This is a genomic window from Inquilinus sp. (assembly GCF_057815775.1).
In genome coordinates this window covers 1-25,258 of sequence record NZ_JBYRFX010000116.1, presented here as the reverse complement: position 1 = coordinate 25,258, position 25,258 = coordinate 1, and the positions used below count along the sequence as shown (strand labels likewise).

General features: G+C 70.0%; 28 protein-coding genes. 14 read left to right on the top strand and 14 right to left on the bottom strand.

Features of this window, described 5'->3' with window-relative positions:
* Positions 1 to 863: FAD-dependent monooxygenase (locus AC3XYG_RS04305; protein WP_489138577.1), on the bottom strand; the 863-nt coding region annotated here is incomplete at its 3' end.
* Between the two features lie 341 nt (positions 864 to 1,204).
* Here AC3XYG_RS04305 and ampC point away from each other — a divergent pair.
* Positions 1,205 to 2,362 carry a class C beta-lactamase gene (gene ampC, locus AC3XYG_RS04300; protein ID WP_489138578.1) on the top strand — a complete coding sequence of 386 codons (1,158 nt, stop codon included), beginning with the start codon at positions 1,205 to 1,207 and terminating at the stop codon, positions 2,360 to 2,362.
* 39 nt (positions 2,363 to 2,401) lie between these two features.
* Here the strand turns inward: ampC and AC3XYG_RS04295 are convergent, their stop codons facing one another.
* From AC3XYG_RS04295 to AC3XYG_RS04265, 7 genes are all read right to left on the bottom strand, one after another.
* Positions 2,402 to 3,088: a CpaD family pilus assembly lipoprotein gene (locus AC3XYG_RS04295; RefSeq protein WP_489138576.1), complete on the bottom strand. Its 687-nt coding sequence runs from the start codon at positions 3,086 to 3,088 to the stop codon at positions 2,402 to 2,404.
* A gap of 9 nt (positions 3,089 to 3,097) precedes the next feature.
* On the bottom strand, positions 3,098 to 4,741 hold the full coding sequence (locus AC3XYG_RS04290) for a type II and III secretion system protein family protein (RefSeq protein WP_489138575.1): 1,644 nt from the start codon (positions 4,739 to 4,741) through the stop codon (positions 3,098 to 3,100).
* A gap of 8 nt (positions 4,742 to 4,749) precedes the next feature.
* The gene (gene sctV / locus AC3XYG_RS04285) at positions 4,750 to 6,831 is read right to left on the bottom strand and encodes a type III secretion system export apparatus subunit SctV (protein ID WP_489138574.1); all 2,082 of its coding nucleotides are present in this window, start codon (positions 6,829 to 6,831) and stop codon (positions 4,750 to 4,752) included.
* Positions 6,828 to 7,166 (bottom strand): hypothetical protein, encoded by a 339-nt coding sequence (locus AC3XYG_RS04280; RefSeq protein ID WP_489138573.1) that lies wholly within the window; start codon positions 7,164 to 7,166, stop codon positions 6,828 to 6,830. Before AC3XYG_RS04280 ends, sctV begins: the two co-directional genes overlap by 4 nt.
* Positions 7,163 to 7,534 carry a hypothetical protein gene (locus AC3XYG_RS04275; protein ID WP_489138572.1) on the bottom strand — a complete coding sequence of 124 codons (372 nt, stop codon included), beginning with the start codon at positions 7,532 to 7,534 and terminating at the stop codon, positions 7,163 to 7,165. The genes AC3XYG_RS04280 and AC3XYG_RS04275 overlap by 4 nt, the downstream gene beginning before the upstream one ends.
* A 26-nt stretch (positions 7,535 to 7,560) precedes the next feature.
* Entirely contained in the window at positions 7,561 to 8,526 is a 966-nt protein-coding gene (locus AC3XYG_RS04270; RefSeq protein WP_489138571.1) for a SctD/MshK family protein, read from the bottom strand.
* 176 nt (positions 8,527 to 8,702) lie between these two features.
* Complete coding sequence (locus tag AC3XYG_RS04265; RefSeq protein ID WP_489138570.1) at positions 8,703 to 8,870, bottom strand: hypothetical protein; 168 nt, start codon at positions 8,868 to 8,870, stop codon at positions 8,703 to 8,705.
* A gap of 433 nt (positions 8,871 to 9,303) precedes the next feature.
* On the opposite strand from AC3XYG_RS04265, the gene AC3XYG_RS04260 reads away from it, so the two are divergent.
* The 12 genes from AC3XYG_RS04260 to AC3XYG_RS04205 are packed head-to-tail and all read left to right on the top strand — an operon-like array spanning position 9,304 to position 18,333.
* The gene (locus tag AC3XYG_RS04260) at positions 9,304 to 10,059 is read left to right on the top strand and encodes a hypothetical protein (RefSeq protein ID WP_489138569.1); all 756 of its coding nucleotides are present in this window, start codon (positions 9,304 to 9,306) and stop codon (positions 10,057 to 10,059) included.
* Positions 10,060 to 10,103: 44 nt separating this feature from the next.
* Complete coding sequence (locus AC3XYG_RS04255; protein ID WP_489138568.1) at positions 10,104 to 10,610, top strand: hypothetical protein; 507 nt, start codon at positions 10,104 to 10,106, stop codon at positions 10,608 to 10,610.
* A 48-nt stretch (positions 10,611 to 10,658) separates the two neighbouring features.
* Complete coding sequence (gene sctJ / locus AC3XYG_RS04250) at positions 10,659 to 11,417, top strand: type III secretion system inner membrane ring lipoprotein SctJ (protein ID WP_489138567.1); 759 nt, start codon at positions 10,659 to 10,661, stop codon at positions 11,415 to 11,417.
* Positions 11,418 to 11,443: 26 nt separating this feature from the next.
* Positions 11,444 to 12,040, top strand: a complete 597-nt coding sequence (locus tag AC3XYG_RS04245; protein WP_489138566.1) for a SctK family type III secretion system sorting platform protein — start codon at positions 11,444 to 11,446, stop codon at positions 12,038 to 12,040.
* The gene (gene sctL / locus AC3XYG_RS04240; protein ID WP_489138565.1) at positions 12,033 to 12,647 is read left to right on the top strand and encodes a type III secretion system stator protein SctL; all 615 of its coding nucleotides are present in this window, start codon (positions 12,033 to 12,035) and stop codon (positions 12,645 to 12,647) included. The genes AC3XYG_RS04245 and sctL overlap by 8 nt, the downstream gene beginning before the upstream one ends.
* Entirely contained in the window at positions 12,644 to 14,005 is a 1,362-nt protein-coding gene (locus AC3XYG_RS04235) for a FliI/YscN family ATPase (RefSeq protein ID WP_489138564.1), read from the top strand. The genes sctL and AC3XYG_RS04235 overlap by 4 nt, the downstream gene beginning before the upstream one ends.
* Positions 14,002 to 14,496, top strand: coding sequence for a type III secretion system stalk subunit SctO (gene sctO, locus AC3XYG_RS04230; protein ID WP_489138563.1), 495 nt, complete (start codon positions 14,002 to 14,004; stop codon positions 14,494 to 14,496). The genes AC3XYG_RS04235 and sctO overlap by 4 nt, the downstream gene beginning before the upstream one ends.
* Positions 14,497 to 14,525: 29 nt before the next feature.
* A complete protein-coding gene (gene sctQ / locus AC3XYG_RS04225) occupies positions 14,526 to 15,578 on the top strand; it encodes a type III secretion system cytoplasmic ring protein SctQ (RefSeq protein ID WP_489138562.1) in 1,053 nt (350 codons plus the stop codon).
* Positions 15,571 to 16,224, top strand: coding sequence for a type III secretion system export apparatus subunit SctR (gene sctR / locus AC3XYG_RS04220; protein ID WP_489138561.1), 654 nt, complete (start codon positions 15,571 to 15,573; stop codon positions 16,222 to 16,224). The genes sctQ and sctR overlap by 8 nt, the downstream gene beginning before the upstream one ends.
* Positions 16,224 to 16,523, top strand: a complete 300-nt coding sequence (gene sctS / locus AC3XYG_RS04215) for a type III secretion system export apparatus subunit SctS (protein WP_489138560.1) — start codon at positions 16,224 to 16,226, stop codon at positions 16,521 to 16,523. Before sctR ends, sctS begins: the two co-directional genes overlap by 1 nt.
* Positions 16,520 to 17,326, top strand: a complete 807-nt coding sequence (gene sctT, locus AC3XYG_RS04210; protein WP_489138559.1) for a type III secretion system export apparatus subunit SctT — start codon at positions 16,520 to 16,522, stop codon at positions 17,324 to 17,326. Before sctS ends, sctT begins: the two co-directional genes overlap by 4 nt.
* Positions 17,323 to 18,333 (top strand): EscU/YscU/HrcU family type III secretion system export apparatus switch protein, encoded by a 1,011-nt coding sequence (locus AC3XYG_RS04205; protein WP_489138558.1) that lies wholly within the window; start codon positions 17,323 to 17,325, stop codon positions 18,331 to 18,333. The genes sctT and AC3XYG_RS04205 overlap by 4 nt, the downstream gene beginning before the upstream one ends.
* 341 nt (positions 18,334 to 18,674) lie before the next feature.
* Here AC3XYG_RS04205 and AC3XYG_RS04200 read toward each other — a convergent pair whose 3' ends face one another.
* Positions 18,675 to 19,157 carry a Ros/MucR family transcriptional regulator gene (locus tag AC3XYG_RS04200; protein ID WP_489138557.1) on the bottom strand — a complete coding sequence of 161 codons (483 nt, stop codon included), beginning with the start codon at positions 19,155 to 19,157 and terminating at the stop codon, positions 18,675 to 18,677.
* 278 nt (positions 19,158 to 19,435) lie between these two features.
* On the opposite strand from AC3XYG_RS04200, the gene AC3XYG_RS04195 reads away from it, so the two are divergent.
* Positions 19,436 to 19,654 (top strand): DUF1127 domain-containing protein, encoded by a 219-nt coding sequence (locus AC3XYG_RS04195; RefSeq protein ID WP_489138556.1) that lies wholly within the window; start codon positions 19,436 to 19,438, stop codon positions 19,652 to 19,654.
* Between the two features lie 29 nt (positions 19,655 to 19,683).
* On the opposite strand, the gene AC3XYG_RS04190 is transcribed toward AC3XYG_RS04195, so the two are convergent.
* The 5 genes from AC3XYG_RS04190 to AC3XYG_RS04170 form a co-directional block, all read right to left on the bottom strand.
* Complete coding sequence (locus tag AC3XYG_RS04190) at positions 19,684 to 20,793, bottom strand: DSD1 family PLP-dependent enzyme (protein ID WP_489138555.1); 1,110 nt, start codon at positions 20,791 to 20,793, stop codon at positions 19,684 to 19,686.
* A 179-nt stretch (positions 20,794 to 20,972) separates the two neighbouring features.
* The gene (locus tag AC3XYG_RS04185) at positions 20,973 to 22,598 is read right to left on the bottom strand and encodes a GMC family oxidoreductase (protein ID WP_489138554.1); all 1,626 of its coding nucleotides are present in this window, start codon (positions 22,596 to 22,598) and stop codon (positions 20,973 to 20,975) included.
* Complete coding sequence (locus AC3XYG_RS04180; protein ID WP_489138553.1) at positions 22,595 to 23,143, bottom strand: hypothetical protein; 549 nt, start codon at positions 23,141 to 23,143, stop codon at positions 22,595 to 22,597. Before AC3XYG_RS04180 ends, AC3XYG_RS04185 begins: the two co-directional genes overlap by 4 nt.
* A 7-nt stretch (positions 23,144 to 23,150) precedes the next feature.
* Positions 23,151 to 24,605, bottom strand: a complete 1,455-nt coding sequence (locus AC3XYG_RS04175; RefSeq protein WP_489138552.1) for an aldehyde dehydrogenase family protein — start codon at positions 24,603 to 24,605, stop codon at positions 23,151 to 23,153.
* 50 nt (positions 24,606 to 24,655) lie between these two features.
* On the bottom strand, positions 24,656 to 25,258 hold a 603-nt coding region (locus AC3XYG_RS04170), incomplete at its 5' end, for an amidohydrolase family protein (RefSeq protein ID WP_489138551.1).

Sequence of the window (25,258 nt, the reverse complement as noted above, 5' to 3'; positions counted from 1 at the left end):
GTCCAGGTCGTGGCGACAGGGAGCGCGGTCACGTCGACTTCGACGCCGGAGACGCGGCGCAAGACCGCCTGCACCTGGTCCCGCGTGATCGGCTGGGTCCGGTGGAAAGCGCCGCCGTCGAACGCGACCATCGCGATCGTTCCAGGCCGTGAGTAGGTGTACATGCCCGTCGGCGTGTAGTGGCGGCCGGGTTCGAGCCTGTCCGGATCGGCCAGTTCGACCTCGGCGGAGTAGCCGGTGAATTCGGGGTCGGTGCCGGCGAAGGCGAAGCCGCCGGCCTTGCGCACCGTGCTGCGGCCGCCATCGCAACCCACCAGCCAGCGCCCGCGGAACACCTCGTTACCGACGCGAATGGCCACCTCTTCGTCGGATGGGTCGAAGCCGTCGACGCCGAGGCCGCGCCGGATCTCGACGCCGAGCGCGATGGTGCGGGCTGCCAGGACGGATTCGATGTGCTCCATCTCGACCGCCACGCTGGTGCCGGCCGGGCTGGGCAGGCGATACGGCCATTTCGAGCTGTCGATGCTGTCGTTGTAGAATTGGATGCCGGCGAAATGACCGCCCGGGCGGCGCGCCTGCTGCATCCAGTGCGGAGCATCCGGCGTGCGGCCGGTCGAGCCATCCTTGGCGCGTGGCGGCGCGATGTCGTCCAGCAATCCGCGGCGGTAGAAGGCTTCGATGCTCGGCGCCGACAGGCCGCGCAACCCGAACGGGAGCCGCTTCAAGGGGGAGCGCGGGTCCGCGGCCTGCTCCAGCACCAGCACCGAGAGGCCGGCAAGCCGCAGCTCACAGGCGAGAAACAAGCCGACGGGGCCGGCACCGGCGATCACGACGTCAGAGGGAGCCAGGGGACGGTTGGGCATGGGGCTGCTCCTGTGTCAGCGTTCGACCGGAGCGGTTCGTCGTTTCGAGAACCACACGGACGAACAAGAGGACGCCCGGGCGGCGTCCACTGTTCGTCGTGGGGATCCCCTGCACGCGGCAGGAGACCAGAGCTTTCGTTTCCGAAAGGACTTGGGCTTACCAAACCAAGTCCGCCTTTTCCGACGGCGGCTATATAGCGTTGCCGCAATTGATCTGCAACCGGCACCGGCGCGATCATGGTCTCGCTGTCGCCACATTGACCCGGCTTCCTCGCCTCTTCGGTGGCTCCACAAGAGCCTGTCCCGAAGAGAGAGGACGCCCCTTGACCGCTGTCGCCAAACTGGCCGGGCCGCTCGCCCTGGCCGTCATCTCATCCTGCCTGCTGCCGCTTGCGAGCCAAGCGGCCGACCGTGCCGACCGAATCGCCGCCACCGTCGACCGGGCCTTCCGCCCGCTGATGCAGCAATATGACGTGCCAGGGATGGCCGTGGCCCTGACCGTGGACGGCCAGGAGTATGTCTACACCTTCGGCGTCGCCTCGAAGGAGAGCCAGGCGCCGGTGACGAAGGATACGATCTTCGAGCTCGGCTCGGTCAGCAAGACCTTCACCGCCACGCTGGTGTCCTATGCCCTGGGGCAGGGCAAGATCTCGCTGGACGATCATCCCGGGGCGTTCATGCCGCAGCTGCGCGGCAGCCCCATCGACAAGGCGACCCTGCTCAATCTCGGCACCTACACGGCGGGAGGATTGCCGCTGCAGGTCCCCGACGCGGTGAGCACCGATGCGGAGATGGCGGCCTATTTCCAGCAATGGAAGCCGGATGCCGCCCCCGGCGAACAGCGGCGATATTCGAACGCCAGCATCGGCCTGCTCGGGTACGTCACCGCCCTGGCGCTGAAGGGCAGCTTCGCCGATCTGGCCGAAGCCGAGCTGTTCCCGAAGCTCGGCCTGAGCCACAGCTATGTCAGGGTGCCCGCGGCGGCGATGGACCAGTATGCCTGGGGCTACAACAAGGCGAACCAGCCGATCCGGGTCAATCCGGACATGTTCGATGCCGAGGCCTATGGCGTGAAGGCCACGGCCGTCGACGTGCTCCACTTCGTCGAGGCCAACATCCATCCGGAGACGCTCGACGCGCCGATGCGGCATGCGGTCGAGGGCACCCATATCGGCTATTTCAGGGCCGGCGGCATGGTGCAGGGGCTCGGCTGGGAACAATATCCCTATCCAGTCACGCTGGACCGGCTGCTGGCCGGCAACTCTGACCAGACCAGCCTGCAGGCCAATGCCGTGACGCAGATCACGCCGCCGCGGACGCCGGAGGGGCCGACCCTGTTCAACAAGACCGGCTCCACCAACGGCTTCGGCGCCTATGTCGCCTTCGTGCCGGACCGGAAGATCGGCATCGTCATGCTGGCGAACCGCAATTTCCCGATTTCGGCGCGGGTCACGACCGCCCATGCGGTTCTTGAGCAGCTGGCTGCCGACATGCCGTAAGCCAGGACCTGGCCCGGTCAATCTGTGGCTAGGCCCGCCTCACTGCCCCGTGGTGGTGGTACCGCCGGCGCCACTGGTGCTGCTCGGCGGCAGCACCGACCCGGCCTGGGTGCGGTTGCTGGTGCCGGATCCGCCGCCCTGGCCGCCTTCGTCACCGCCCGGCAGCTGCAGGTAGCGTTCGGCCGCCCGCACCGACGGGTTGGCGAAGGCCGGCCCGGTCCGCCGACCTTGGACCAGGTCGCTCTTGCGCTCGACCTGCAGCGCCAGGTTGATGTCGCTGGAACAGCCGAGCGGCAGGTCTTCCGGCAGCGAGCCGTCCGGGTTCAGGCAGCGCTTGGGCCACAGCATCCCCTGCCCCGCCGCCGACACCTGGACCTCGTCGCCCGCACCGGGATCGTCGACCAGCGTGATGGCGTAGCGGCCGGTGCTGCGCAGCACCGCCACCACCGCCTGCTGCCGCGCCGCCGCCTGCGGCCCGCCGGCCGCGACCGTGACGGTTGAGCCCGAGCTGAGCCCGGCGCCGCGGACGAAGTCGACCAGCCGGGTGCGTTCGGTCGCGCTGAGCCGCGCGGCCTGGGGGGCGAACAGCACCGGATGCGCCACCGGCGTCGACAGGCTGGTGTAACCATCCTCCGGCCAGTCCGGGATCTTGTGGTCGCAGGCAGCCAGGGTGCCGGCCAGGAGCAGCAGGGCCGCCAGGACATGCGGTCGGGTCGGGAGCGTCATCTCGAAATCCTATTCGAGCACGAAGCCGGCGCTGCCGCCGGTCATGGAGGAGGACCGCGCGCGCTGCACCGTCGGGGCGGTGCGCTGCGCCGGCAGGGCCAGCGCCTTGGGCGTGTCGGTCGGCTTCATCAGGAACGGGGTGAGCAGGGTCACCAGCTCCGTCTCGTTGCGCTTGTACTTGCTGGACTGGAACAGCTTGCCCAGCACCGGGATGTCGCCCAGCACCGGGATCTGGTCGGCCGCGTTCGACATGTTGCGCTGGAACATGCCGGCCAGGGCGAAGGTCTGGCCCGAGCCAAGCTCGATCGTCGTCTCGGCCCGGCGCACGGTCAGGGCCGGGATCGAGAAGCCGCGGTTGGTCACGGCGCCGGCGTCGCTGAGCTCGCTGACCTCGGGCTTCACCCGCATCGCGATCCGGTCGCCCGGCAGCACGGTCGGGGTGAAGGACAGCGACACGCCGAACTGCTTGTATTCGACGGTGACGGTGTCGTTGCCCTGCGGCACCGGGATCGGGAATTCGCCGCCGGCCAGGAAGTTGGCGGTCTCGCCGCTCATCGCCGTCAGCGTCGGCTCGGCCAGGATGTTGACCACGCCCTCGTTCTGCAGCGCGTCGATCACGGCATCGACATTGTTGCCACCGCTGTGATAGCCGGCATTGGCGGTCCCGGCGCCGCCGACGCCGCCGAAGGCCCCGGTGACGACGCCGACATTGAACTTGCCGATGTCGAACATCGCCTGCCAGTTGATGCCGAGATTCTGCACCGCGGTGCGCGACACCTCGGCGAAGCGGACGCGGATGCCGACCTGCTGCGACCCCTGCACCGTGTTCATGTTCATGGCGCCGCCGGCATTGCTGCCGAGCTGCTGGGCCAGGGCGTCGAGCTTCATCGCGGCGCCGAGATCGGGCGCCGTCCCTGTCGTCACCGGCCGGTCCTGGATATAGCCCACCTGGCCGGAACCTGGAGGCGCCACCCGCGCCGCCTCGCGCTGCGCCGCCATCTCGTCCTGGCTGACCCGGACATTGGCGGCGGCCACCACCTGGTCGGCGCCGCTGAGGGCGAACAGGTTGGTGGTGCCGGTGGAGACGCCGTAGATATAGGCCGACCGGGCCGACACCATCTCGACATCGAGCACGTTGGGGTTGGCCACCAGCACGGTCTGCACCGGCTGCGCGAAGGTCAGCAGGTTGCCCTGGCCGACCTTCATCTCCAGCATCGAGCGGCTGGGCGTCACCACCGGGGACACCGTCATCGCCCGCGGCGGCGCCGGCGTCACCGTCATGCCCGGCATGGTGGTGGATGGCGCTCCCGGAGCAGCTTCAGGAACGGCCGGCAGCGGCTGGCCCGGCACGGCCTGCGGCACCGGATCGGTGGGGGCGCCGGGCGGCACGGTGACGATCTTCGGCGCCGTGGCCGGCGCCCGCATGGCGGTGACCTCAGGGGCTTCGCCAAGCACGGCGGCCGTCCCCGGCGCGGCGGTCGCCCCCGGAGAGGCCTGGGCCATCTCGGCCTGGCCCTGGGCCGGAAGCGGCGTCACGGTCATGCCTGGCGTTTCGGTCTGGGCCCGGGCCGCCGCGCCGGACGCCAGGACGGCGAGCAGCCCGGCCGACAGCAGCGCGCCGCGCCACCGCGCCCGCAAGCGGGACTGGTTCATCTCCCCCCTCATTCCGCAGCCGCCCGGTCAGGACCCGCTTCCGGCTCGGCCCGACCGCGCCGCCCGGTCAGCCGGATGACCGCGACCGGCTGCACCGTGTAGTCCGAGGCGATCTCGGCATAGGACAGCACCGCTGCATCGACCAGATTGCGGGCCAGCGTCTGGCGCAGGAAGCGCCTTGTGTCGAGCGCGGTCAGCACCACCGGCGGCCGGCCGCCCGGCGCAACCCGGCCGAGATGGCCGCGGATGGCGTCGACCATCTCCTCCGCCTGGCCTTCCGGCAGCGCGAGATAGGCGCCGACCGCGGTCTGGCGGATCGACTGGCGCACCACATCCTCGGCGCTGCGGTCGAGGATCAGCGCGTCGATCACCTTCCGCGCATCGGCATGGGTGTGGCAGATCTGGCGCTTCAGCCCGCCGCGGACATATTCGGTCAGCAGGATCACGTCCTGCTCCTTCTGGCCCCATTCGGCCAACGTCTCCAGCACCAGCCGGTGGTTGCGCAGCGAGATGCCCTCCTCCAGCAGCCGGCGGAAGACGTCGGCGATCTGGTTCACCGACAGGTTGCGCTGCGCCTCGCGCACCAGGTCGCCGCGCGTCGCCTCGATCCGCTTGAGGAAGGCCTGGGTTTCCTGGATGCCGAGGAAATGGGGGGCGTAGCGCCGCAGGGCCGCGGCCAGCGCATCGCCGACCACCTGGTCCGCCGCGGCATGGCCGATGCCGGCCTCGACCAGCGTCGCCTCATGCCGGCCGTCGATCCAGTGCGGCCCCCCGCCCTCGGCAGTCTCGACTTCGAGATCCAGCAGGTCGAGATGCATGGGGTCGTCGCGCAGCAGCAGCTTGCCGGGCCGCGCCGTGCCGGCCTGGACCGGAACGCCGTCGATGTCGATGCGGAAGCCATCCGCCGCCAGGTCCCCGCCGGTGTCGATCCGGGCCACCGGGAACGGCACGCCGAAGATGCCTTCCAGCGATTCGGCACTGTCCTGGGCCAGCGCGATCGCCGTGGTGCGGCCCAGCCCCGCCGCCAGATCGGCGCCGAGATGCAGCACCACGGTGTCGTCCTGCGCCACGACGGCATCGGCAGCAGCGGCATCGGCCTGGACCACCGCCGCCGCGGCCAGCCGGCGGCGCTGCAGCAGCACCCCGCCGACGAGGATGCCGGCGATCGCCAGGAAGATCAGGGTCGGGAAGCCCGGCACGAAGCCGAGCAGCGCCATCACCCCGGCCGCCATCAGCAGCGCGGTCGGGTTGGCGCCGATCTGGCGGGCGATGTCCGCACCCAGATTCTGGCTTTCCGCCGTCGTCACCCGGGTGACGATGGTGCCGGCGGTGATGGCGATGAACAGGGCCGGGATCTGCGCCACCAGCCCGTCGCCGATGGTCAGCAGCGAATAGACATGCAGCGCCTGGCCCAACGATAGGCCGTGCTGCAGCACGCCGACCGCCAGGCCGCCGATCAGGTTGACGGCGACGATGATCAGGCCGGCGATGGCGTCGCCCTTCACGAACTTCATGGCGCCGTCCATGGCGCCGAACAGCTGGCTTTCCTTCTCCAGCGTCTGGCGCCGCCGCGTCGCCTCGGCCAGGTCGATGTCGCCGGCCCGCAGCTCGCCGTCGATGCTCATCTGCTTGCCCGGCAGGGCGTCCAGGGTGAATCGGGCCGCGACCTCGGCCACCCGCTCCGCACCCTTCACCACCACCACGAACTGCACGATGGTGATGATCAGGAAGATCACCAGCCCGATCGCCAGGCTGCCGCCGATGACGAATTCGCCGAAGGTCTGGATGATCGAGCCGGCATCGGCCTGCATCAGCACCAGCCGGGTGACGCCGATCGACAGCGCCAGCCGGAAGATGGTGGCGATCAGGATCACCGAGGGCAGCACCGACAGCTCCATCGGGCTGCGGAGATAGACCGCCACCATCAGCAGCAGGACCGCGAAGGTCATGTTGCAGGCGATCAGCATGTCCACCAGCAGGGTGGGCAGCGGCAGGATCATCAGCAGGATGGTGGCGACCAGCAGCGCCACGATCATCAGATCCTGGCGCCCGGTGAAGGCGGTGAAGGCGGAGCGGAGGCGCGGGTTCATGCGGCTGCCCTGCGGTCCGGCGCGTCGAGATAGTTGCGGAAGGCACGGCGCGCCGCCTCGATCTCGCCCAGCTGGTGCAGTGCCCGGCTGCGCAGCAGATGGCGGGCCGCGGCCGGTGCCTCTTCCGCCTCGAGCCGGTCGAGGACGTCGATCGCGCGGTCGGGCCGGCCGACCGCCAGGAAGGCCACCGCCACCGCCCGCAACGCCACCGCATCTCCGCCGCGCGAGGCCAGCAGCAGCGCCAGCGCCAGCGCCCGGTGGTTCTGGCCGTGCCGGAGATAGTCGAAGACGAGGCGATGCAGGGTGTCGCGCTGGGCCGGCGTCATCCGCGTCACCCGCCGATCAGGTCGTTGAGGCGGGACCGCAGCAGATCCTGCTTGCGCAGCTCCTGCAGCAGCACGGCGCTGCCCCAGCGCGCCAGCCGGTCTTCCGGCGCGTCCGCCTGCAGCTGGTCGACCAGCTCGGCCAGGGCCTCGACCTGCCCCAGCGCGCCGGGATGCACTTCGCCGGCGCTTGCCGGGCGGATGTAGTCCAGCATCTCGTCGCGCAGCCGCGATGCCCGGTCCCGGCGGGTGCGGGTCGCCGTGACCCGCCGCGGCGCCGTCGCCCCGGCCGGGCCGGCCGGCCGGCTGCCGGCGTTTTCAGGCGCTTCGCCGGCCCTGACCCCGTCGAGGGGTTCGGTGCGTGACCGGATTGTCGTCATGTCGTTTCCCCCTTCCCGGCCATCCGCTAAGGCTTGGCAGGATCGGTCAGGCTCATCACGAAGGTCTGGCCGGACCGGCTGCGCAGGGTCACGGCATCAGGCCGGATCGTCTCGACCGACCAGCCGCCGCCGAGATCCGCCCCCTCGAAATACTTCGATCCGGTGTGGGTGATCAGATACGGGTTGGCACCGGTCCACACCGCCTGGATCACGACCTCCGGCGCCTCGCTGACCGGCCCGGCGCCGACCTCGGATGACAGCAGCGACGACCCGGCAAAGGTGCGGTCGAACCAGGCCTGGATGTCGCGCCAGCGCGCCATCTCCTCCGCCGACAGCCGGCCGGCGGCGACGATGCGGTTGCCGCTGGCCGTCAGCGCGATACCGTCGATATGCGCCTGATCGATCCGCGCCCGCAGCGCCGCTTCCGGCGTTTCCTGATGCGGCACGACCGGGGCCAGGGCCGCCGTCTGCACCACCGGCTTCTCGGGTCGCGCCGCAGCCGGCACCGCCGGTTCGACCGCCGGCTCACCGGAAGAGAAGGCGATCCCGGACAGGCCGCCCAGCACTGCCATCAGCAGCGCTGCCGCAGCCAGGGCCTGGAAGCGGGTGACGCCGCCGCCGATCTCGACCGGCGCGCGCAGCACCAGCCGCGTCCCGCCGAGGGTCAGCTCGGCCGGCAGCGGCAGCGTCAGCGCATCACCCGGCTCCACCACCCCGTCGCGGCCGGGCACCATGACGGCACCGGCCAGCGGCTCGACCCGGATCCGCCGCCGATCGATCTCGATCAAGGTGTGGACCGGCGCCAGCGCCGCATCGGCCAGGACGATGTCGCAATCGAGCCCGCTGCCCAGCCGATAGGTCGCGGCCGCCAGCTTCTGGGCGGTGCCGGCATTCGGCCCTTCGACCACGAACAGCGTGACCGTGGACGAGCCACGGCCCAGCCCCAGGGCCGCCGCCGCACCGAACAGGCCCATCTTGAGTTTCGAGAGCATCGCGCACCCCACGCACGTCTCGACCATACCAACAACGATTAGGCGTTCGACGAGGCCAAGCCCAGCCGACGACGATAGGCGCGGCTGGATTGCAGCCGCGCCTCTCGCGAATCCTGCACCGGCCGATTGAACCTCAATCGCACCAGAGACTTGATGAGATTTCGCCCGCGCAGGCCTTAGTTGTTGCTCGCGGCGCGCTCAGCGGCCCGCTGCCAGCCTTCGGCAATCGTCTGATCGCCATTGGCCTTGGTCAGGACCTTCTGGTTCTCGAACTGCCGGACCTGCTCGTCCTGGAACATCTTCTGATAGTCGGCGGGATTCACGCCACCGGTCTGATCAGCCATGTCGCTCTCCTCTATGCTCGCTGCCGATCTCTCGCGGTATTGCGCGAAGATCCGGCCCCCACATCTGCGAGACCATCTCTGCTCTCGCCCATTTCAGGCGCCCCTGCCAGGACAAGTCCTTCCCAGGGGCACCCCGCCAAGCAGCCATGACTATGTCCCAAAATTTGAACAGGTCAACCCCAATTCAAATCTACACCCACAGGCTTCACCCACTATTGGCAGGTGGAAAACTTTAACAAAAGCGCATGGAACCGAATCGCCTTCGATGTGTTTAGGGCCGTCTGCTGAAGCATGGACTGGCCGTCATTGGCTTTTGCAGCTTTGGCACAGGGGCGCTATAACTGGATACAGCATAGGCGAGTCACCGCATCGGCGGAAACTTGCCAACATCGGCAAAAACTTGCCAATCGAGATTTGAGCGGACACAACCGTCATGACGTCGGCGCACGCGATCGGGGGACGCATGCTGGCCAGGGCCGCCGGTTACGGCAGCGCCCTAATCGTTGTTGGCATCATTGCGGCTGCCCCGGCCGCGGCGCAGGCCGTCATCCGCACGGCACCGACCGCATCGGCGGCACCCACGCCGCTGATCCCACCATCGGCCACGCCCCCATCGGCCTCGACTCTGCCGCCCGCCGCAACACCTGCTCCCGCCATCACGGCACCGCAGGCGATGGCTCCTGCAGCCGTGTCCGGCCGCAGCACGCTGCCCTGGCCGGACAAGCCCTACCCCTATGTCATCCTCGACCAGGATATCCGGGACGTGCTGGCCGCCTTCGGCAGCAACCTCGATATCCCGGTCAAGGTCAGCGACAAGGTCGCCGGCCGGGTCCGCGGCCGGCTGCCGGAGCTGACGCCGCAGCAGCTGCTGGACCATTTGGCCGCCAGCTATGGCCTGCAATGGTATTACGACGGCCAGGTACTTTATGTGACCACGGTCGAGGAGGCGGCGTCGGAGATGCTGCCGCTCGGGCCGATCCGGTTCGAGGAGCTGCAGGATTCGCTGGCCAGCCTGCGGCTGGATGACCCCCGCTTCCCGCTGCGGCCGCTGGCCAGCGCCAATGTGGCGCTGATCAACGGCCCGCCCCGCTATGTCGCCCTGGTCAAGGAGACGATGCAGGCGCTGCAGCAGGCTTACCAGTTCCAGACCACGATCGTGCGCGGCCGGACCGGAAAGACCGGATCATGACCGCGCCCCTGCCCCACCGCATCCAAGCAAGCCGAGGCTGAGCCATGGTTGTCATCTCGCCCGCCGCCCTGCACATCCCGGCCCAGATCGAGCCCAAGGCCCCGGTCGTGCCGGTCGCGCTGCCGCTGGACCCGAAGGCCGGGAATGTCTTCGACTACGCGATGCCGCTGCAGCCGAGCCAGAAATCGATCGCGGATTACGCGCCCAGCCTGAAGGCCAAGCTGCTGGCCAACCCGGCCACGATGGGCGACCAGATGCTGCGGTCGCTGGAGAGCTTCCACAAAAGCACCCTGGCGATGCGCGATTCGACCGACCCGACGCAATCCACCGTCGCGACGCCCTCACCGGCGCTGGCGGCCAAGCCGGGGGCGCAGCCGGGCCCGGCCGCCCAGCATCCGGGCCAGGATCCAGCTGTGGAGCAGCTGAAGCAGATGTTCGCCGATGCGCGGCGGGAAACCACCCGGTCGATCGGCAAGATCCTCGAGATGAACCTCGTGACCACCACGACGCAGCAGATCCCGAACACCGTGAACACCCTGATCCGGAGCTGAGCCGAGACCATGCCCGCCGCCTTGGCCCAGTCGAGACCCGGCGGGAGAGTGCCGTCCGCGCTCCGCCTCCTCGCGATATCAGCCCTGCTGCTGCTCGCCGCCTGCAAGGTCGAGCTGTACAGCGGGCTGGAGGAGCGCGAGGCCAATGAGATGGTCGCCATCCTGCTGCACCAGGGCATTCCGGCCGAGCGCGAGGTCACCAAGGATCGCGGCCTTGTCGTCTCGGTCGAGGAGGACCGCTTCGCCGACGCGGTCGACCTGCTGAGCCGCAACGGCTATCCGCGTGAGCGCTACGCGTCGATCGAGACCGTGTTCAAGGGCGAGGGGCTGGTGTCGTCGCCGGTGGAGGAACAGGCGCGGCTGATCTATGCGCTGAGCCAGGAGCTGTCGCGCACCATCTCCGAGATCGACGGCGTCTATTCCGCCCGCGTCCACGTCGTCCTGCCGGACCCGGAGGGGCTGAAGGCCGCCGCCTCGCCCTCCTCCGCCTCGGTCGTCATCCGCCACCGGGCCGATGTCGACCTGTCGAAGCTGACGCCCGAGATCAAGATGCTGGTGGCGAACGGCATCAAGGGGCTGATGTACGAGAACGTCTCGGTCGTGTTCCTGCCGACCGATCCCGGCGGCATGACCCCGCCGGTGCAGGACCCGCTGACCAACATCGCCGGCGTCTGGGTGCACCAGTCGAGCGCGCCCTGGCTGGAAGGCCTGTTGGCCGTGGTCGGCATTGCCCTGCTCGCGGCGGCCGGCGCGGTCGGGTGGAGCTTCTGGCGGCGGCGCGACAGCAACCCGCAGGCCGCCGAATGACACCCCGGGAGGGGCTTGAGCATCAGTTGGCGGCACTGCGCTTCGACCGGGCGCTGGCGCTGCACGCCCATCCGGGCCAGCTGGCCCGCGCCTTTCCCGGCTTGTCGGAGACCGCGGCCCGGCAACTGCTGGACAGCCCACGGATCCGGCCGCGCCTGTCGGCATTGCTGGGACAGCGGCTCGGCGTGGCCGACTTCGACGCCGACGCCTTCCGGGGCGATATCGCGCTGGCCGGGGCCATGCCGCCCGCCGCACTCGACCGCGCCATCCGCCATGCCGGCGCTGCCGCCCTGGCGTCCCAGCTGCGGACCATCGTGCTGGGTTCGGACATCCGGCGGGTGACGACGGCGATCGGCGCCGATGCCTATGGCTTCGGCCTGGCCCATCGCGGCCCCGCTCCGGCCCTGGGCATCGGCGACAATTTGCCGGTCGAGACCGCGATCGAGCGCGCCGGGCAGCTGTGCCTGGCCTGCTGGAGCCTGGAGGCCGGCCCGGCCGTCGCCGACCGACTGCGCCTGCGGCTGGCGCCGGAGCGCTGGCCGGAGACCGGCCTGCCGGCCGACCGGACCGCGGCGGCCGGGCTGTTCGCCGCCGCGCTGCGGACGGTGGCATCCCATGGCTGACACCCGCCCCGCCTTCCGCCCGGGCGGCCCGGTGTTGAAGGCCGCGGCCCTCAGCCAATGGCATGAGGCGCGGCGCTTCCTGGCCGAGGCCGAGTCGCATGCGGCACGGCTGCGGGCCGAGGCCGACGCCGCCTTCGCCGCCGAGCGCAGCCGCGGCCATGCCGAAGGGCTGGCCGCCGGCCGGGCCGAGGCCGCGACGCTGCTGGCCGCGACCGGGGTGCAGATCGACCGCTACCTCGCCGGGCTGGACCAGACCCTGGCCGACCTGGTGCAGGAGACGATCGAGCGCATCCTCGGCCGCTTCGACCGGCGCGAACTGGTGCTGCAGGCCGTCGCCCATGGCTTGCGCCAGGCCCGGCTAGATCATGCGGCGACGCTGCGAGTGGCCCCCGACCTGGTGGGCGCGCTGCGCGAGCGGCTGGCCGACCCGGCCTGGGAGCTGGGCGACATCGCCCGCCGCGTCACCGTCGAATCCGACCCCGGCCTGGCCGACGACACCTGCGTGATGGTGACCAAATACGGCCATGTCGAGCTGGGCATCGACGCCCAGCTGCGCGCCCTGCGCAACGCGCTGCGCGGCACCGGGCCGGGCGAGGCGCCGCGATGACCGCGCCCGATTCGCCCCTCCCGGCCGCCGGCCTGGCTCTGCGCGGCGACCCGCTACGGGTGCTGCGGCGCCGGCTGGAGGAGGCCGAGCCGCGCCCGGTCAAGGGCCGGGTGGTCAAGGCGATCGGCGTCACCGTCCATGCCGAGATCCACGATGCCCGGCTGGGCGAGATCTGCGAGCTGCGCGACCCGCGGACCGGCCACAGCATTCTCGCGGAGGTGGTCGGGCTGGTCGACGGCGCCGCGGTGCTGACCCCGATCGGCAGCCTGGAGGGTCTGTCGACCCGGACCGAGGCGATCCCGACCGGCCGGGCCCTGCGCCTGGGCGTCGGCCCCGCCTTGCTGGGCCGGGTGCTGGACAGCCTGGGCCGGCCGCTCGACACTGCCGAGCGCGGGCCGCTGGACACCGAGTCGACCTATCCGCTGCATGCCGAGGCGCCGCCGGCGCTGCTGCGCCCGCTGATCAGCCGGCCGATGCCGCTGGGGATCCGCGCGATCGACGGGCTGCTGACCTGCGGCGAAGGCCAGCGCATCGGCATCTACGGGTCGCCCGGCACCGGCAAATCCTCGCTGCTGGCGCAGATCGTCAAGGGCGTCGACGCCGACGCCGTCGTCATCGGGCTGATCGGCGAACGCGGCCGCGAGGTGCGCGAATTCATCGACCGCCACCTGGGGCCGGAGGCGCTGCGCCGGGCCGTGATCGTCACCGCCACCTCCGACCGGCCGGCGATCGAGCGGGTCAAGGCCGCCTTCGTCGCCACCGCCATCGCCGAGTATTTCCGCGACCAGGGCCTGCGCGTCGCCCTGCTGATGGACAGCATCACCCGCTTCGCCCGCGCGGTGCGCGAGATCGGCCTGGCGGCGGGCGAACCGCCGACCCGCCGCGGCTTCCCGCCCTCCTTCTTCGCCATGCTGCCGCGGCTGCTGGAACGGGCGGGGCCGGCGGCCAAGGGGTCGATCACCGGCTTCTACACCGTGCTGGTCGAAGGCGACGCCGCCACCGACCCGATCGCCGACGAGACCCGCGGCCTGCTGGACGGCCATGTCGTGCTGTCCCAGGCCCTGGCCAGCGCCGGCCATTTCCCGGCGATCGACATCCTGGACAGCCGCAGCCGGGTGATGGACGCGGTGATCGGCGACGGCCATCGCCACGCCGCGCTGCAGATCCGCCGGCTGATGGCCAAGCACGCCGATATCGAGCTGCTGCTGCAGGTCGGCGAATACCGGTCCGGCAGCGACGCGCTGGCCGATGAGGCCGTGGCCAAGATCGGCGAGATCAGGCGCTTCCTGCAGCAGGATTTCGGCGAGGCGACGCCGTTCGGCCAGACCCGCGAGCAACTGGAGCGGCTGGCACGATGAAGCCCCCCGTGAACACCGCCCTGGACAAGCTGCGGCAGCTGCGGCGCGACCGCGAGCGGCTGGCCATCGAGGCGCTGGGCCGCGAACGGGCCGGGCTGGTCGTGGCCGAGGCGCGGGAGCGCGCCGCCGTGGCCGAGCACGAGGCCCATGAGCGGCAACGGCAGGCACGCGAGGCCCAGCTGTACGAATCGGCGCTGGCGCAGCCGGTGCGGGCCGATGCGCTGGAGCGGCTGGGCGACCAGGTCTCGGCCCTGGCCGACGAATCGCGGCGCCACGCCGCCACGGTGCAGGAGCGCCGGGGCGAGACCGGCCAGGCGGAGGCCGGGACCGCCGCCGCCCGGGCGGGTTGGCGCGACCGGCGGCGCGATGCCGACCGGCTGGACCGGCTGGAAGACCGCCACGCCACGGCCCGGCGCAAGGCTGCCGAGATCGGCGAGGACGTCGCCACCGAGGACGATGCCAGCCTGCGGCCGCCGGAGGGCCGGCCATGACCGCTGCCCGATCGCCTGCGCAGATTCGCGTGACCGAGCCCCTGACCTCCCGTGACGCCGTCGCCTTCGTGCCGCCTCGCTCGAGCCGGCAGCAGGCCGGCGATGCCGCGTCCATGGCCCGGCGCTGCCGGCCGGTCGCGATCCGGATCGGCGAGGCGGAGATCGAGGCACCGCTGTTCATCGCCCCGACCCTCGACCCGCCGGCGGCGACGGACCGGGTCGCCGTGACCTGTCGCTTCGGTGCGGGCCGGCTGGTGCTGCTGGTGCCGGTGGCGCTGGCCGAGGCGGCCCTGGCGGAGGCCGCCGCGGTGTCGCCCCGCGACCTCGACCCCGCCTTGGCGGCGCTGCTGCTGGAGACGCTGCTGGCGGAGATCCTGCCGGCGCTGGAGCAGTCCGGCGGCAGCCCGATCGCGCTGGACGGCGTCGACTGGACCGGCGCCGCGACCGTCGATGCCGCCTTCCACTGCGACATCGGCATCCGCCACAACTTCGCCGACACCACCATCCATCTCGCCGCTGATGTGGCGGCCTGGGCCGTGCTGCGGCGGGCGATCGACGCCGCCCCGAAGCCTCCCGCCCCGCTGGCCGGGCTGCCGGTGCCGCTGGCCGTCCGCATCGGCGCGGTGCGGCTGGCCCTGGCCGAGCTGCGCGGCCTGGTGCCGGGCGACGTGCTGCTGCCGGATGTGGCCTGCCGCAACGGCGAGGCCCTGGTGGTGTTCGGCGAACGCTGGGCCCATCCGGCCCGGCGCGAGCCGGCCGGGATTCGAATCATGGCGCTGCGGCAGGCCCTGGCCCTGCAGGATGGAGGATTGTGGATGACCGAGACCGATGGCGGGGCCGAAGCCGTGGCGGCGGAGCGGCTGGACGAGCTGCCGGTGACGCTGGTGTTCGAACTCGGCCGCACTGAATTGCCGCTGGCCGCGGTGCAGGGGCTGGCGCCGGGCGCCGTGCTGAGCCTGGGCCGCGACCCGGGCGAGGCGGTCGACATCATCGCCAACGGAAGGCGCATCGGCCGCGGCGAGATCGTGCAGATCGAGGACTCCCTCGGCATCCGGGTGGTGCGGCTGTTCGGCGATGACTGAGGGCCAGCCCGACATCCTGCCGCTGCTCGGCATCGCCACGGTCATCGGCCTGGTGCCGTTCCTGATCGTCACCCTGACCGCGTTCCTGAAGATCTCCGTGGTCATGCTGCTGCTGCGCAACGCGCTGGGCATCCAGCAGACGCCGCCGAACATGGTGCTGTACGGCATCGCCCTGATGCTGACGGTCTACATCACCGCCCCCGTCATCGCCGAGGTCTATGCCCGGGTCAGCGACCCGTCGGTCACGCTGCGCAGCGTCCAGGACTGGCAGGTGGTGATCCGGTCGGCGGCGGAGCCGGTGCGGGCCTACCTGATGCGCTTCACCGACCCGGCGGAACGCGACTTCCTGCTGGCCGCGACGTCCAAGGTCTGGCCGGCCGAGGCCAGCGCCGCCGCCACGCCGAACGACCTGGTCATCCTGATCCCGTCCTTCGTGATTTCCGAGCTGACGCGCGCCTTCGAGATCGGCTTCCTGCTGTACCTGCCCTTCATCGTCATCGACCTGATCATCTCCGCCATCCTGATGGCGATGGGCATGATGATGGTGTCGCCGCTGGCGATCTCGGTGCCGTTCAAGCTGTTCCTGTTCGTCATGGTCGACGGCTGGTCGCGCCTGCTGCACGGCCTGATCCTGAGCTACAGCTGATGAACCAGGCCGTGATCGCCCATCTGCTGCAGGAGGCGCTGACGCTGACCCTGCTGCTGTCGCTGCCGGCGCTGGGCATTGCCGCGGCGGTCGGGCTGCTTGTCGGGCTGTTCCAGGCGGTGACCCAGATCCAGGACCAGACCCTGCCGATGGCGATCAAGGTCATCGCCGTGGTGCTGAGCCTGGTGCTGTTGGGCCCGATGCTGGCCAGCCCGCTGATCCGCTACACCGAGCGGATCTTCAACGATTTCCCGCAGATCACCCGCGGCGTGGTTCCGGCGGAGGCGACGCGGCCGTGAACTTCGAGGCGTTCCGTGTCCTGACCGACACGTTCACGCCCTACCTCGTCGGCGTTTCGGTCGCGACCGCCCGCGCCATCGCCATCGCCACGGTGCTGCCGGTGTTCGCCCGGCTGGGCCTGACCGGGCTGGTGCGCAACGTGGTGATGATCGCGATCGCGCTGCCGGTCGTGCCACAGGTGACGGCGGAGCTGGCGGCGCTGACCCCGCTGCAGCCCGGCCAGGTCATCATGCTGGTGGCCAAGGAGGCGGTGATCGGCACGCTGCTGGGCCTCTTGTTCGGTATCCCATTCTGGGCGGTGGAGGCGGCGGGGGAGATCGTCGACATGCAGCGCGGTGTCAACGGCGCCTATCTCTTGGACCCGAACGCGGCCGGCCAGGCCTCGCCCATCGGCACGCTGTTCGTGCTGGTGCTGCTGGCGCTGTTCTTCGCCGGCAATGGCCTCGGTATCCTGGCGGAGGCGCTGTACCGCAGCTATGCGCTGTGGCCGGCAACGGCGCTGCTGCCGCCCTTCACCGGCGAGACGCCGACGCTGCTGCTGGGCCTGCTGGATCGCGTGGTCGAGCTGGGGCTGCTGTTCGCGGCGCCCCTGGTGATCGTCATGCTGCTGGGCGACCTCACCCTCGCGGTGATCGGCCGGATGGCGCCGCAGCTCAACGTCTTCGACCTGTCGCTGTCGGTGAAGACCGCGGCGGTCCTGCTGGTGCTGCCGGTCTACGCCCTGTTCCTGGTGCCGTATTTCACCGACGGGCTCGGCGCGATCCGTGGCGTGCTCGACCTCGCCCGCACCGTGCTGCCGTGAGCGACAGCGAGGACAGGAGCCTTCCCGCCAGCAGCAAGAAGCTGCTGGACGCCCGGCGCAAGGGCCAGGTGGCGAACAGCCGCGACCTGATCACCGTCATCGGCCTGATCGCCGGGCTGGCCTATCTCGCGATCGACGGCCCCACCATCATCGAGGCGTTCCGCGCCATCCTGACCGAGCCGATCGGCCTGACCGCGAAGCCGTTCCGCGACAGCTACACCATCCTGCCGACGATGCTGGCCCTGGCGGCGCGGATCGTGGCGCCGCTGGTGATCGTCGTCGTGGTCGCCAGCGTGGCTGCCAACATCGCCTTCCTGCGCGGCATCCCGCTGTCGTTCGAGCCGCTGGTGCCAAGCGGCGACAAGATCAACCCGGTGTCCGGCTTCAAGCGGCTGTTCAGCCTGCGCAACCTGATCGAATTCGTGAAGTCGGTGTTCAAGGTCGGCGCCCTGATCGTGGTGATCGGGCTGCTGGCCATGGGGGCGCTGCACGCGCTGCTGGTGGCGCCCAGTTGCGGCCGCGACTGCGTCGGCGCCATCCTGGTGGCAACGCTGAAGCCGGTGCTGATCGGCATCGCCACGGTGCTGCTGGTCTTCGCCCTGTTCGACATCGCGCTGCAGCGCTGGCTGTTCCAGCGTGACCAGCGGATGACGCGGACCGAATCCAAGCGCGAACGCAAGGAGCAGGAGGGAGACCCGCAGATCCGCCACGCTCGCCGGCAGCAGCAGCGCGTCTTGGCGACCAGCACCGGCAAGGGCGGCGATCCCACGATCTATCTGAGCGATGGGCAACTCACGGTCGGCATCCGCTTCGTGCCGGGCGAGACCGCGGTGCCGATCCTGGTCAGCAAGCTGCGCGGCGGCCGCGGCATGGCCGGCGTGCCGGTCGAGATGGTGCCGCCATTGGCGCGCCGGTTGCATGCCGATGCCCGCACTGGCGAGGCCGTCCCCAGCGAGCATTTCGACGCCCTGGCCCGGGTGCTGCTGAAGGCCAAGCTGATCGGATAAGGGAGCGTGATCTTTCGGCCACGGGCGACCCCACAGGAGGGCGTGACCTTTCGGCCACGCCGGGCGGGCATTTTTTAGGCAGAATGGGAAATGACCGTTTTTTAATCTATTGGACCCTTGCGGTCCTTGCCGCCCTGTGCTTATGTTGCAGTGCGATATGCAGCGTCTGCTGCTGTCGTAACGCACTTCTTGGGCGTTTCCTCCCTAAACTCGGGCCGCTTCGTGCGGCCCGTTTTCTTTTGGGCAAAGCGATTGCTGCCCGGGCGGCTCAGCCTACCGGATCGAGGTGGGCGGATCAGGGTGGGCGGTGCCTGGCCTGCAAGCACCGCCCCGCTGTTGCCTCAGACCGCCTTGCGGGCGCGCGGGCGCTTGGCCGGGGCGGCAGGCTCGGCCGCCGGGGCCGCACGGCGGGTGCCGAGGCCGATGGTCTTCGCCAGCTGGCTGCGCTGCTGGGCATAGGCCGGTGCCACCATCGGGTAGTCGGCCGGCAGGCCCCAGCGCTCGCGATACTGGTCCGGCGTCAGGCCATAGGCCGAGAACAGATGGCGCTTCAGCATCTTCAGCTTCTTGCCGTCCTCGAGGCAGACGATGTACTCCGGCGTCACCGATTTCTTGATGGCCACGGCCGGCTGCGGCCGCTCGACCACCACCTCCGTCGGCTTGCCAAGACCTTGGAGCGAGCCATAGATCTGGGCGATCAGGGCCGGCAGGTCGCTCGGCGCGACGCTGTTGTTCGAAACATGGGCCGAGACGATCTGCACCGTAAGCCGCCGGGTTTCGTCCGTTGCGGCCAATGCCGATGTGGCGGTGCCGTTCTCGCTCATTCAAAATCTCCGTGCCTAAGGATCAATCCGTGATAGTCCCGGATCATGCGCAATACATCTTGAATATAGTTAATGAACGGCCCGGATGATAGCCGGGCCTTTTGTTTAATATCCTTTTGTGCAGTTTCGCCGGCCGACCGGCGATATCCCTGGCGGGCCGGCTTGGATAAGAGGCCGTTGCATTTCCGGGATTGGATTGGGCAACTCACCGGAATTGGATCTTTCATCACGCCCCTTTGAGGCACAATGATAAGGCCAATTGCAACCCGGAGGTTGCCATGATCGCCGCACAGACCTCATCCCGCGACGGGCCGCACGATCGGGTGACGAAGCCGCGACACTCCGCCACCCTCGGCCTGCTGTTGTGCATCGAGGATATCCTGCAGCGGATCCGCCAGCGCCATGTGCTGGCGACGCTCAGCGACGCCGATCTCAAGGATCTCGGCTGGAGCCGGACGGACGTGCTACAGGAACTCAAGAAACCGTTCTGGCGCTGAGAGACCGTCTCTGAACCGACGGACCAGTGTCAGGCCATCGCCCCCCGCGCTGCGACCGGCCACAGGCATTCGACCCGGCCGGCCCTGACGCCGACATACCAGTCGTAACGGTCGACGGTCGGGTCGCAATGGCCCGGCACCAGCCGGATCCGCTCGTCGAGCTTGAGTGCCCCGGCCTCCGGCGCGACGGCCAGCCGGCCATGCTCGTCCGAGGCACCCTCATAACGGATATCGCCCCGGCCCCAAACCAGCGGCATGCCACTGTCGACCGCGACGGCCTTGTGCCCGGCATCAACGACGGCGGCACCGCTGCGCGGCGCGCTCATGACCGTCGCCAGCACGAACAGGGCCTGGCGGAACGGTGGCGGTGGATCGTTCCGGCCGTAATCCGCATCCATGAAGATGTAGGAGCCGGCCTGCAATTCGTTGAACACGCCACTCGCCGCCTCGAGCGCGAAGGTGCCGGTGCCGGCACCACCGACGATCGGGCAGTCGAGCCCGCGCCCGCGCAGCGCCTGCACCACCCGCCCGGCCACATCGGCGGCGGCGGCGATGCTGGCGGTCCGTTCTTCCGCCGAACGCTGGTGCTGGGCCCGGCCGTGATAGGCCTGCAGCCCGCCGAAAATCAGGTGCCGGCTGGCGGCGATGCGCTCGGCCAGCACCACTGCCTCAGGTCCCGGCGCCATGCCGCAGCGGCCGGTGCCGACATCGATCTCGACCAGCACGGTCAGCCTGACGCCCGCGGCTTCCGCCGCCGCTTCGATCGCCGCCACCCCGCCCGGATGGTCGGCGCAGACCGCGACCTTCGTCACCCGTGACAGCGCGGCGAGACGCGCCAGCTTGCGCGGGCTGACCACCTCGTTGCTGACCAGGATGTCGGGAACGCCGCCCCAGGCCAGGATCTCGGCCTCGGCGACCTTCTGGGTGCATTGGCCGACCGCGCCACGGGCCAGCTGCAGATGGGCGATCACAGGCGATTTGTGCGTCTTGGCATGCGGCCGCAGGCGCACGCCCGCCGCCGCCGCCAGCCCGGCCATATGGTCGAGATTGGCCTCGAAGGCATCGAGGTCGAGGATCAGGGCCGGCGTGTCGACCTCATCCTCGCGCATGCCCGGCTCGGCGGGCGGCGGCTGCAGCATTTCGGACTCCCGCAGAGAAAAGACTACTTTCAATTGTCATGCCACGGCTTGACCGTGGCATCCAGGGGCGGCCAGAGCAGTTCTCGATGGCCCCTGGATTGCCCCCCTTGGACGTGATCCGAGGTCAAGCCGGGCAATGACAGAAAAAGGGGCCTATCATCGTCACCCCGGACCAGGACTCATGCCGCGATCGACCGGGTGCTGCCCTTCAGTTCGCGGAAATTGTCGCGGATATAGCCTGCCGCCCGCAAGGCCAGGGCGGAGATCGTCGGCGTCGGGTTCACCACGCCGCCGGTGGCCAGGAGGCTGCCGTCGACGATGAACAGGTTGGGCACGTCCCAACTCTGGTTCCATTTGTTGACGACGGAGGTCTCGGGGTCGCTGCCCATGCGGCAGGTACCGATCATGTGCCAGGCCGGGGTGCGGTACACGCCGTCCTTGTCGCGGTAATCCTGCAGCCGGACCTCGAAGGCACCCGCGGCCTTGGAGATGTCGACCAGGCGGTCGAGCATGTAGTTCATCATCCGCCGGTCATTCTCCCCCGGCGCGTAATGCATCGTCGCCACCGGGATGCCGTCCGCATCCCGCTTGATCGGGTCGAGGGCGACGAGGTTGTCCGGGTTCGGCAGGTCGTCGCCGATGGCATAGACGCCGATGCCATGGCCGAAATGACGTTCGAACCAGCGGTGATGGTCGCGGCCCCATGGCGCCCTGGTCTCGGTCACCCAGCCCGCCGCGGTCTCGCCGGCGGCGGAGGTGCTGGTCAGGCAGTTGAAGTTGAAGCCGTTGACGAAGCCTCGGCTGGTGTCGGTCTCGGCGAATTGCCGGCTGATCAGCGAGGCGACATAGCCCATATGGCCGTCGATCGGCTCGTCCACCCAGAACTCGGCGCCGACCAGCGTATGGTGCAGCAGGTTGCGGCCGACCTGGTCGGACTGGTTGGCCAGGTTGTCGGAGGCCAGCAGCAGCCGCGGCGTGCCGACGCCGTTGGCGGCGACGATCACGATCTCGGCCGGCTGGAATTCGGTCAGGCCGGTCTCGCGGTCGATATACAGCGCGCCGGTGGCCCGCCCATCCTTCCCCTTCTCGATCCGCAGCACCCGGGCATGGATGCGCAGCCTGGTGCCGGCCGCCAGGGCCTTGGGCCAGATCGACAGCGAATACTTGCTCATCGAACCGCGCGGGCAGCCATTGCAGATGCCGCAGCCATTGCAGCCCGGCCGGCCGTCATAATCCTCCGAGATCACCCCCGCCTCGGCCGGCCACCAGTGCCAGTCCAGCTTGTCGAAGGCCCCGGCCAGCCGGCGCGCCGCCTTGGTGAAGGGCAGCGGCCCGGTCGGGCAGGAATCGCGCCGCGGCATCGCCGGGTCGCCGGCCAGCCCGCTGACACCGATCATGCGGTCCGCCTGCTCATAGAACGGGGCGATGTCCTCATAGGAAATCGGCCAGTTCGGCTGCAGCCCGTGTTCGTCGCCCTTGCGGAAATCCGACGGGCGATAGCGCGGCCAGATCGCGCCATAGACGTTGGTCGACCCGCCGACGCCGTTCCACATCAGCACCTGCGAGCTGTCCGACACCACGGGATAGTCGTCCGGATGGTGCCGCCGGTTGACGTCGGCGTTCCACCGGGTGCGGCGCTGCCAGCTCCAATCCGCGCTGTAATGCGGATGGTCCGCGGCCTCGACCCAGGAGCCCTGTTCGAGGCAGACGACGTCGAGCCCGGCGCGGGCCAGCTCGGTCGCCGCCAGCGAACCGGTGGCGCCGGCGCCGATGATCAAGACGTCGCAAGGGTCTTTCTTCTTCATCGCTTCAGCCCCCAGGCTTGCGTGCGGTCGCTGTCGAGATCGAGGGTCGAGGTGTCGACCGGGCGTACCGCGTCGGTCGGCAGGTAGCGGCCGCGGCCGTGCTGCGGCGTGTCCTGCACCAGGTCGAAGCGCGGCAGCGGATAGCCCTTCAGATGCGGCCGCTGCCGGTAGGGATGGCCCTGGGCGTTGATCGCCGTGATGACGAACGGGCTTTCGTAATAGGCGAAGAACACGGCGTCCCGGACCCAGCCGAACAGCGCCGGCTCTGCCGCCTCGAAGGCCTCGACGATGGCAACCTGCTCCGCCTCCGACTTGCCAGTGAACGGCCCGCCCGCCCGCAGGATCGCCGCGACCAGCTTCGCCAGCTCCGGCTCGCCGCGCTCCTCGATCAGCCGTGTCGCCAGCGCCGCCTGGGCGCCGGTGGCCGCGGCCGAGGGCCAATGGTCGTCGCCCGGGATCAGGGTGTCGGCCAGGCCGGCCAGCAGCCCGGCCGCGATCGCCGGCGACGGGCCGGTGTCGGGCGCGGTGGATGGTTTGGCGGTCATGGCGCGGTCACCTCCCCGCCCGGGTGATCGAGATCATCTTGAGTTCGGTCATCGCCTCCAGCGTGAAGCGCCCGCCGAGACGGCCGATGCCGCTGCGGGTGCCGGTGCCGCCGCCGAAGGGCAGATGCAGTTCCCAATAGGTGCTGCCGGCGTTGACGTTGACGATGCCGGCCGGGATCGCCTCACCGAAGCGCAGCGCCCGGTCCATGTTGGCGGTGAACAGGCCGACGCTGAGGCCGTGGTCGCTGTCCAGCGCCAGGTCCAGCGCCTCCTCGTCATCGTCGAAGGCCAGGATCGGGATGACTGGGCCGAATGTCTCTTCCCGGTTGATCCGCATATCGCGGGTGACGCCGGTGATGACGGTCGGCTCGAAGAACAGGTCACTGCCGAGATCGGGCCGCGCCCGGCCACCGGCCAGCACGGTGGCGCCGCGGGCCACCGCATCCTCGACATGCTCGCGCACCTTGGCCGCGACCTTCGCATTGTTCAGCGGCCCCATGGTGGTGCCCTGCTGCAGCGGGTCGCCGAGGGTGTGCGCCCGGGCACGTTCGACCAGCAGCCGCGCCAGCGGCTCGACGATGCTGCGATGCGCCAGCACCCGCCCGGTGGCGGCGCAGACCTGGCCGGCATTGAAGAAGGCGCCGCCGGCCGCAGCGGTGGCGGCGCGGTCGAGGTCGGCGTCATCGAACACCAGCACCGGCCCGTTGCCGCCGAGTTCCAGCAGCATCGGCTTGCCGGCGCCGCGTTCGGCGATGCGCTGGCCGGTGGCCGGGCTGCCGGTGAAGCCGATGCCGTTGGTATCTGGGTGGCCGACGATCTCGTCGCCGACCACGGCCCCTTCGCCGATCACCAGATTGACCACGCCCGGCGGCAGCCCCGCCGCCTCCATCACCCGCATCAGCTCGACCGCTGCCATTGAGGTGGTCGGCGCCGGCACCCAGACGATGGCGTTGCCGGTGGCGATGCCGGGGGCGAGGTATTCGACCGGGATGTTGACCGGGAAGTTCCAGGGCGTGACCACGGCATAGACACCGCGCGGCTGGCGCAGGGTGATGACCAGCTTGGTCGGATCCTCCGCCGGCAGGGTCTCGCCGCGCAGCTGCTTGACCAGCTCGGCCGCCAGCCGGAACCCGTCGGCGGCCTTGCCGACTTCTCCTTGAGCCTCCTTGAACGGCTTGCCCTGCTCCAGGCTGAGGGTGCGGGCGATGCGGTCGCGCGCCTGGTCGATCTGGGCGGCGATGGCCTGGCACATCACCGCCCGTTGCCACGCCGATTGCGCGGCCCAGCCGGGCTGGGCCCGCCGGGCGGCGGCGATGGCGCGGCCGGCGGTTTCGCGGTCGCTGCGCGGCAGCCGGCCGATCGCCTCGCCTGTCGCCGGGTTGGTCGCCGGCATCGTCTCCGGCGCCGTCTCCCAGCGCCCGTCGATGAAATTGCCGAAGACCTCGATCTCGTCGCGCGTCATGGTTCCGTCTCTCCCGATCGACATGGCTTCTTGATCCTTCAGGCCGGCCATCACGCCGGGTGCCACCAGCGGCCGTTGACCACGACGCCTTCGGCGAAGATCCGCCGGCTGGCGGTGACGACCTCGCCGCGGACATCCTCTAGTGGGAAGGCGCCGTCCTGCAGCGACAGGATGCTGGCGTCGCCGACGCTGCCGGGCTTGAGCGTGCCCAGCTCCGGCCGCTGCAGCGCCTTCGCCGCATTCACCGTCGACGCGGCGATGACCTCGTCGAGCGGCATGCCGAGCTCCAGGCACTTCGACAGCGTCGTCACCTGGTCATAGGCCGGCCCCTTGATGCAGAGGGAATGGACGTCGGAGGAGATGGTATCCGGCTTGAAGCCGGCGGCGAGCATGGCGCGCGCCGTCTTCCATCCGAACGAGCCCATGCCATGACCGATATCGAAGAGGACGCCGCGCTGCCGCGCCGCGAGCACCGCCGGCTTGACCTGTCCCTTGCCGTCGACCGGCGCATTCGGGAAGGGGCGGAAGCAATGGGTGAGGACATCGCCGGGGCGCAGGCGGTCGACCACCGCCTCATAGGACGGCGGCGGCTCGTCGATATGCACCATCAGCGGCAGGCCGGTCTCGTCCGCAACTTGCAACGCCACATCGAG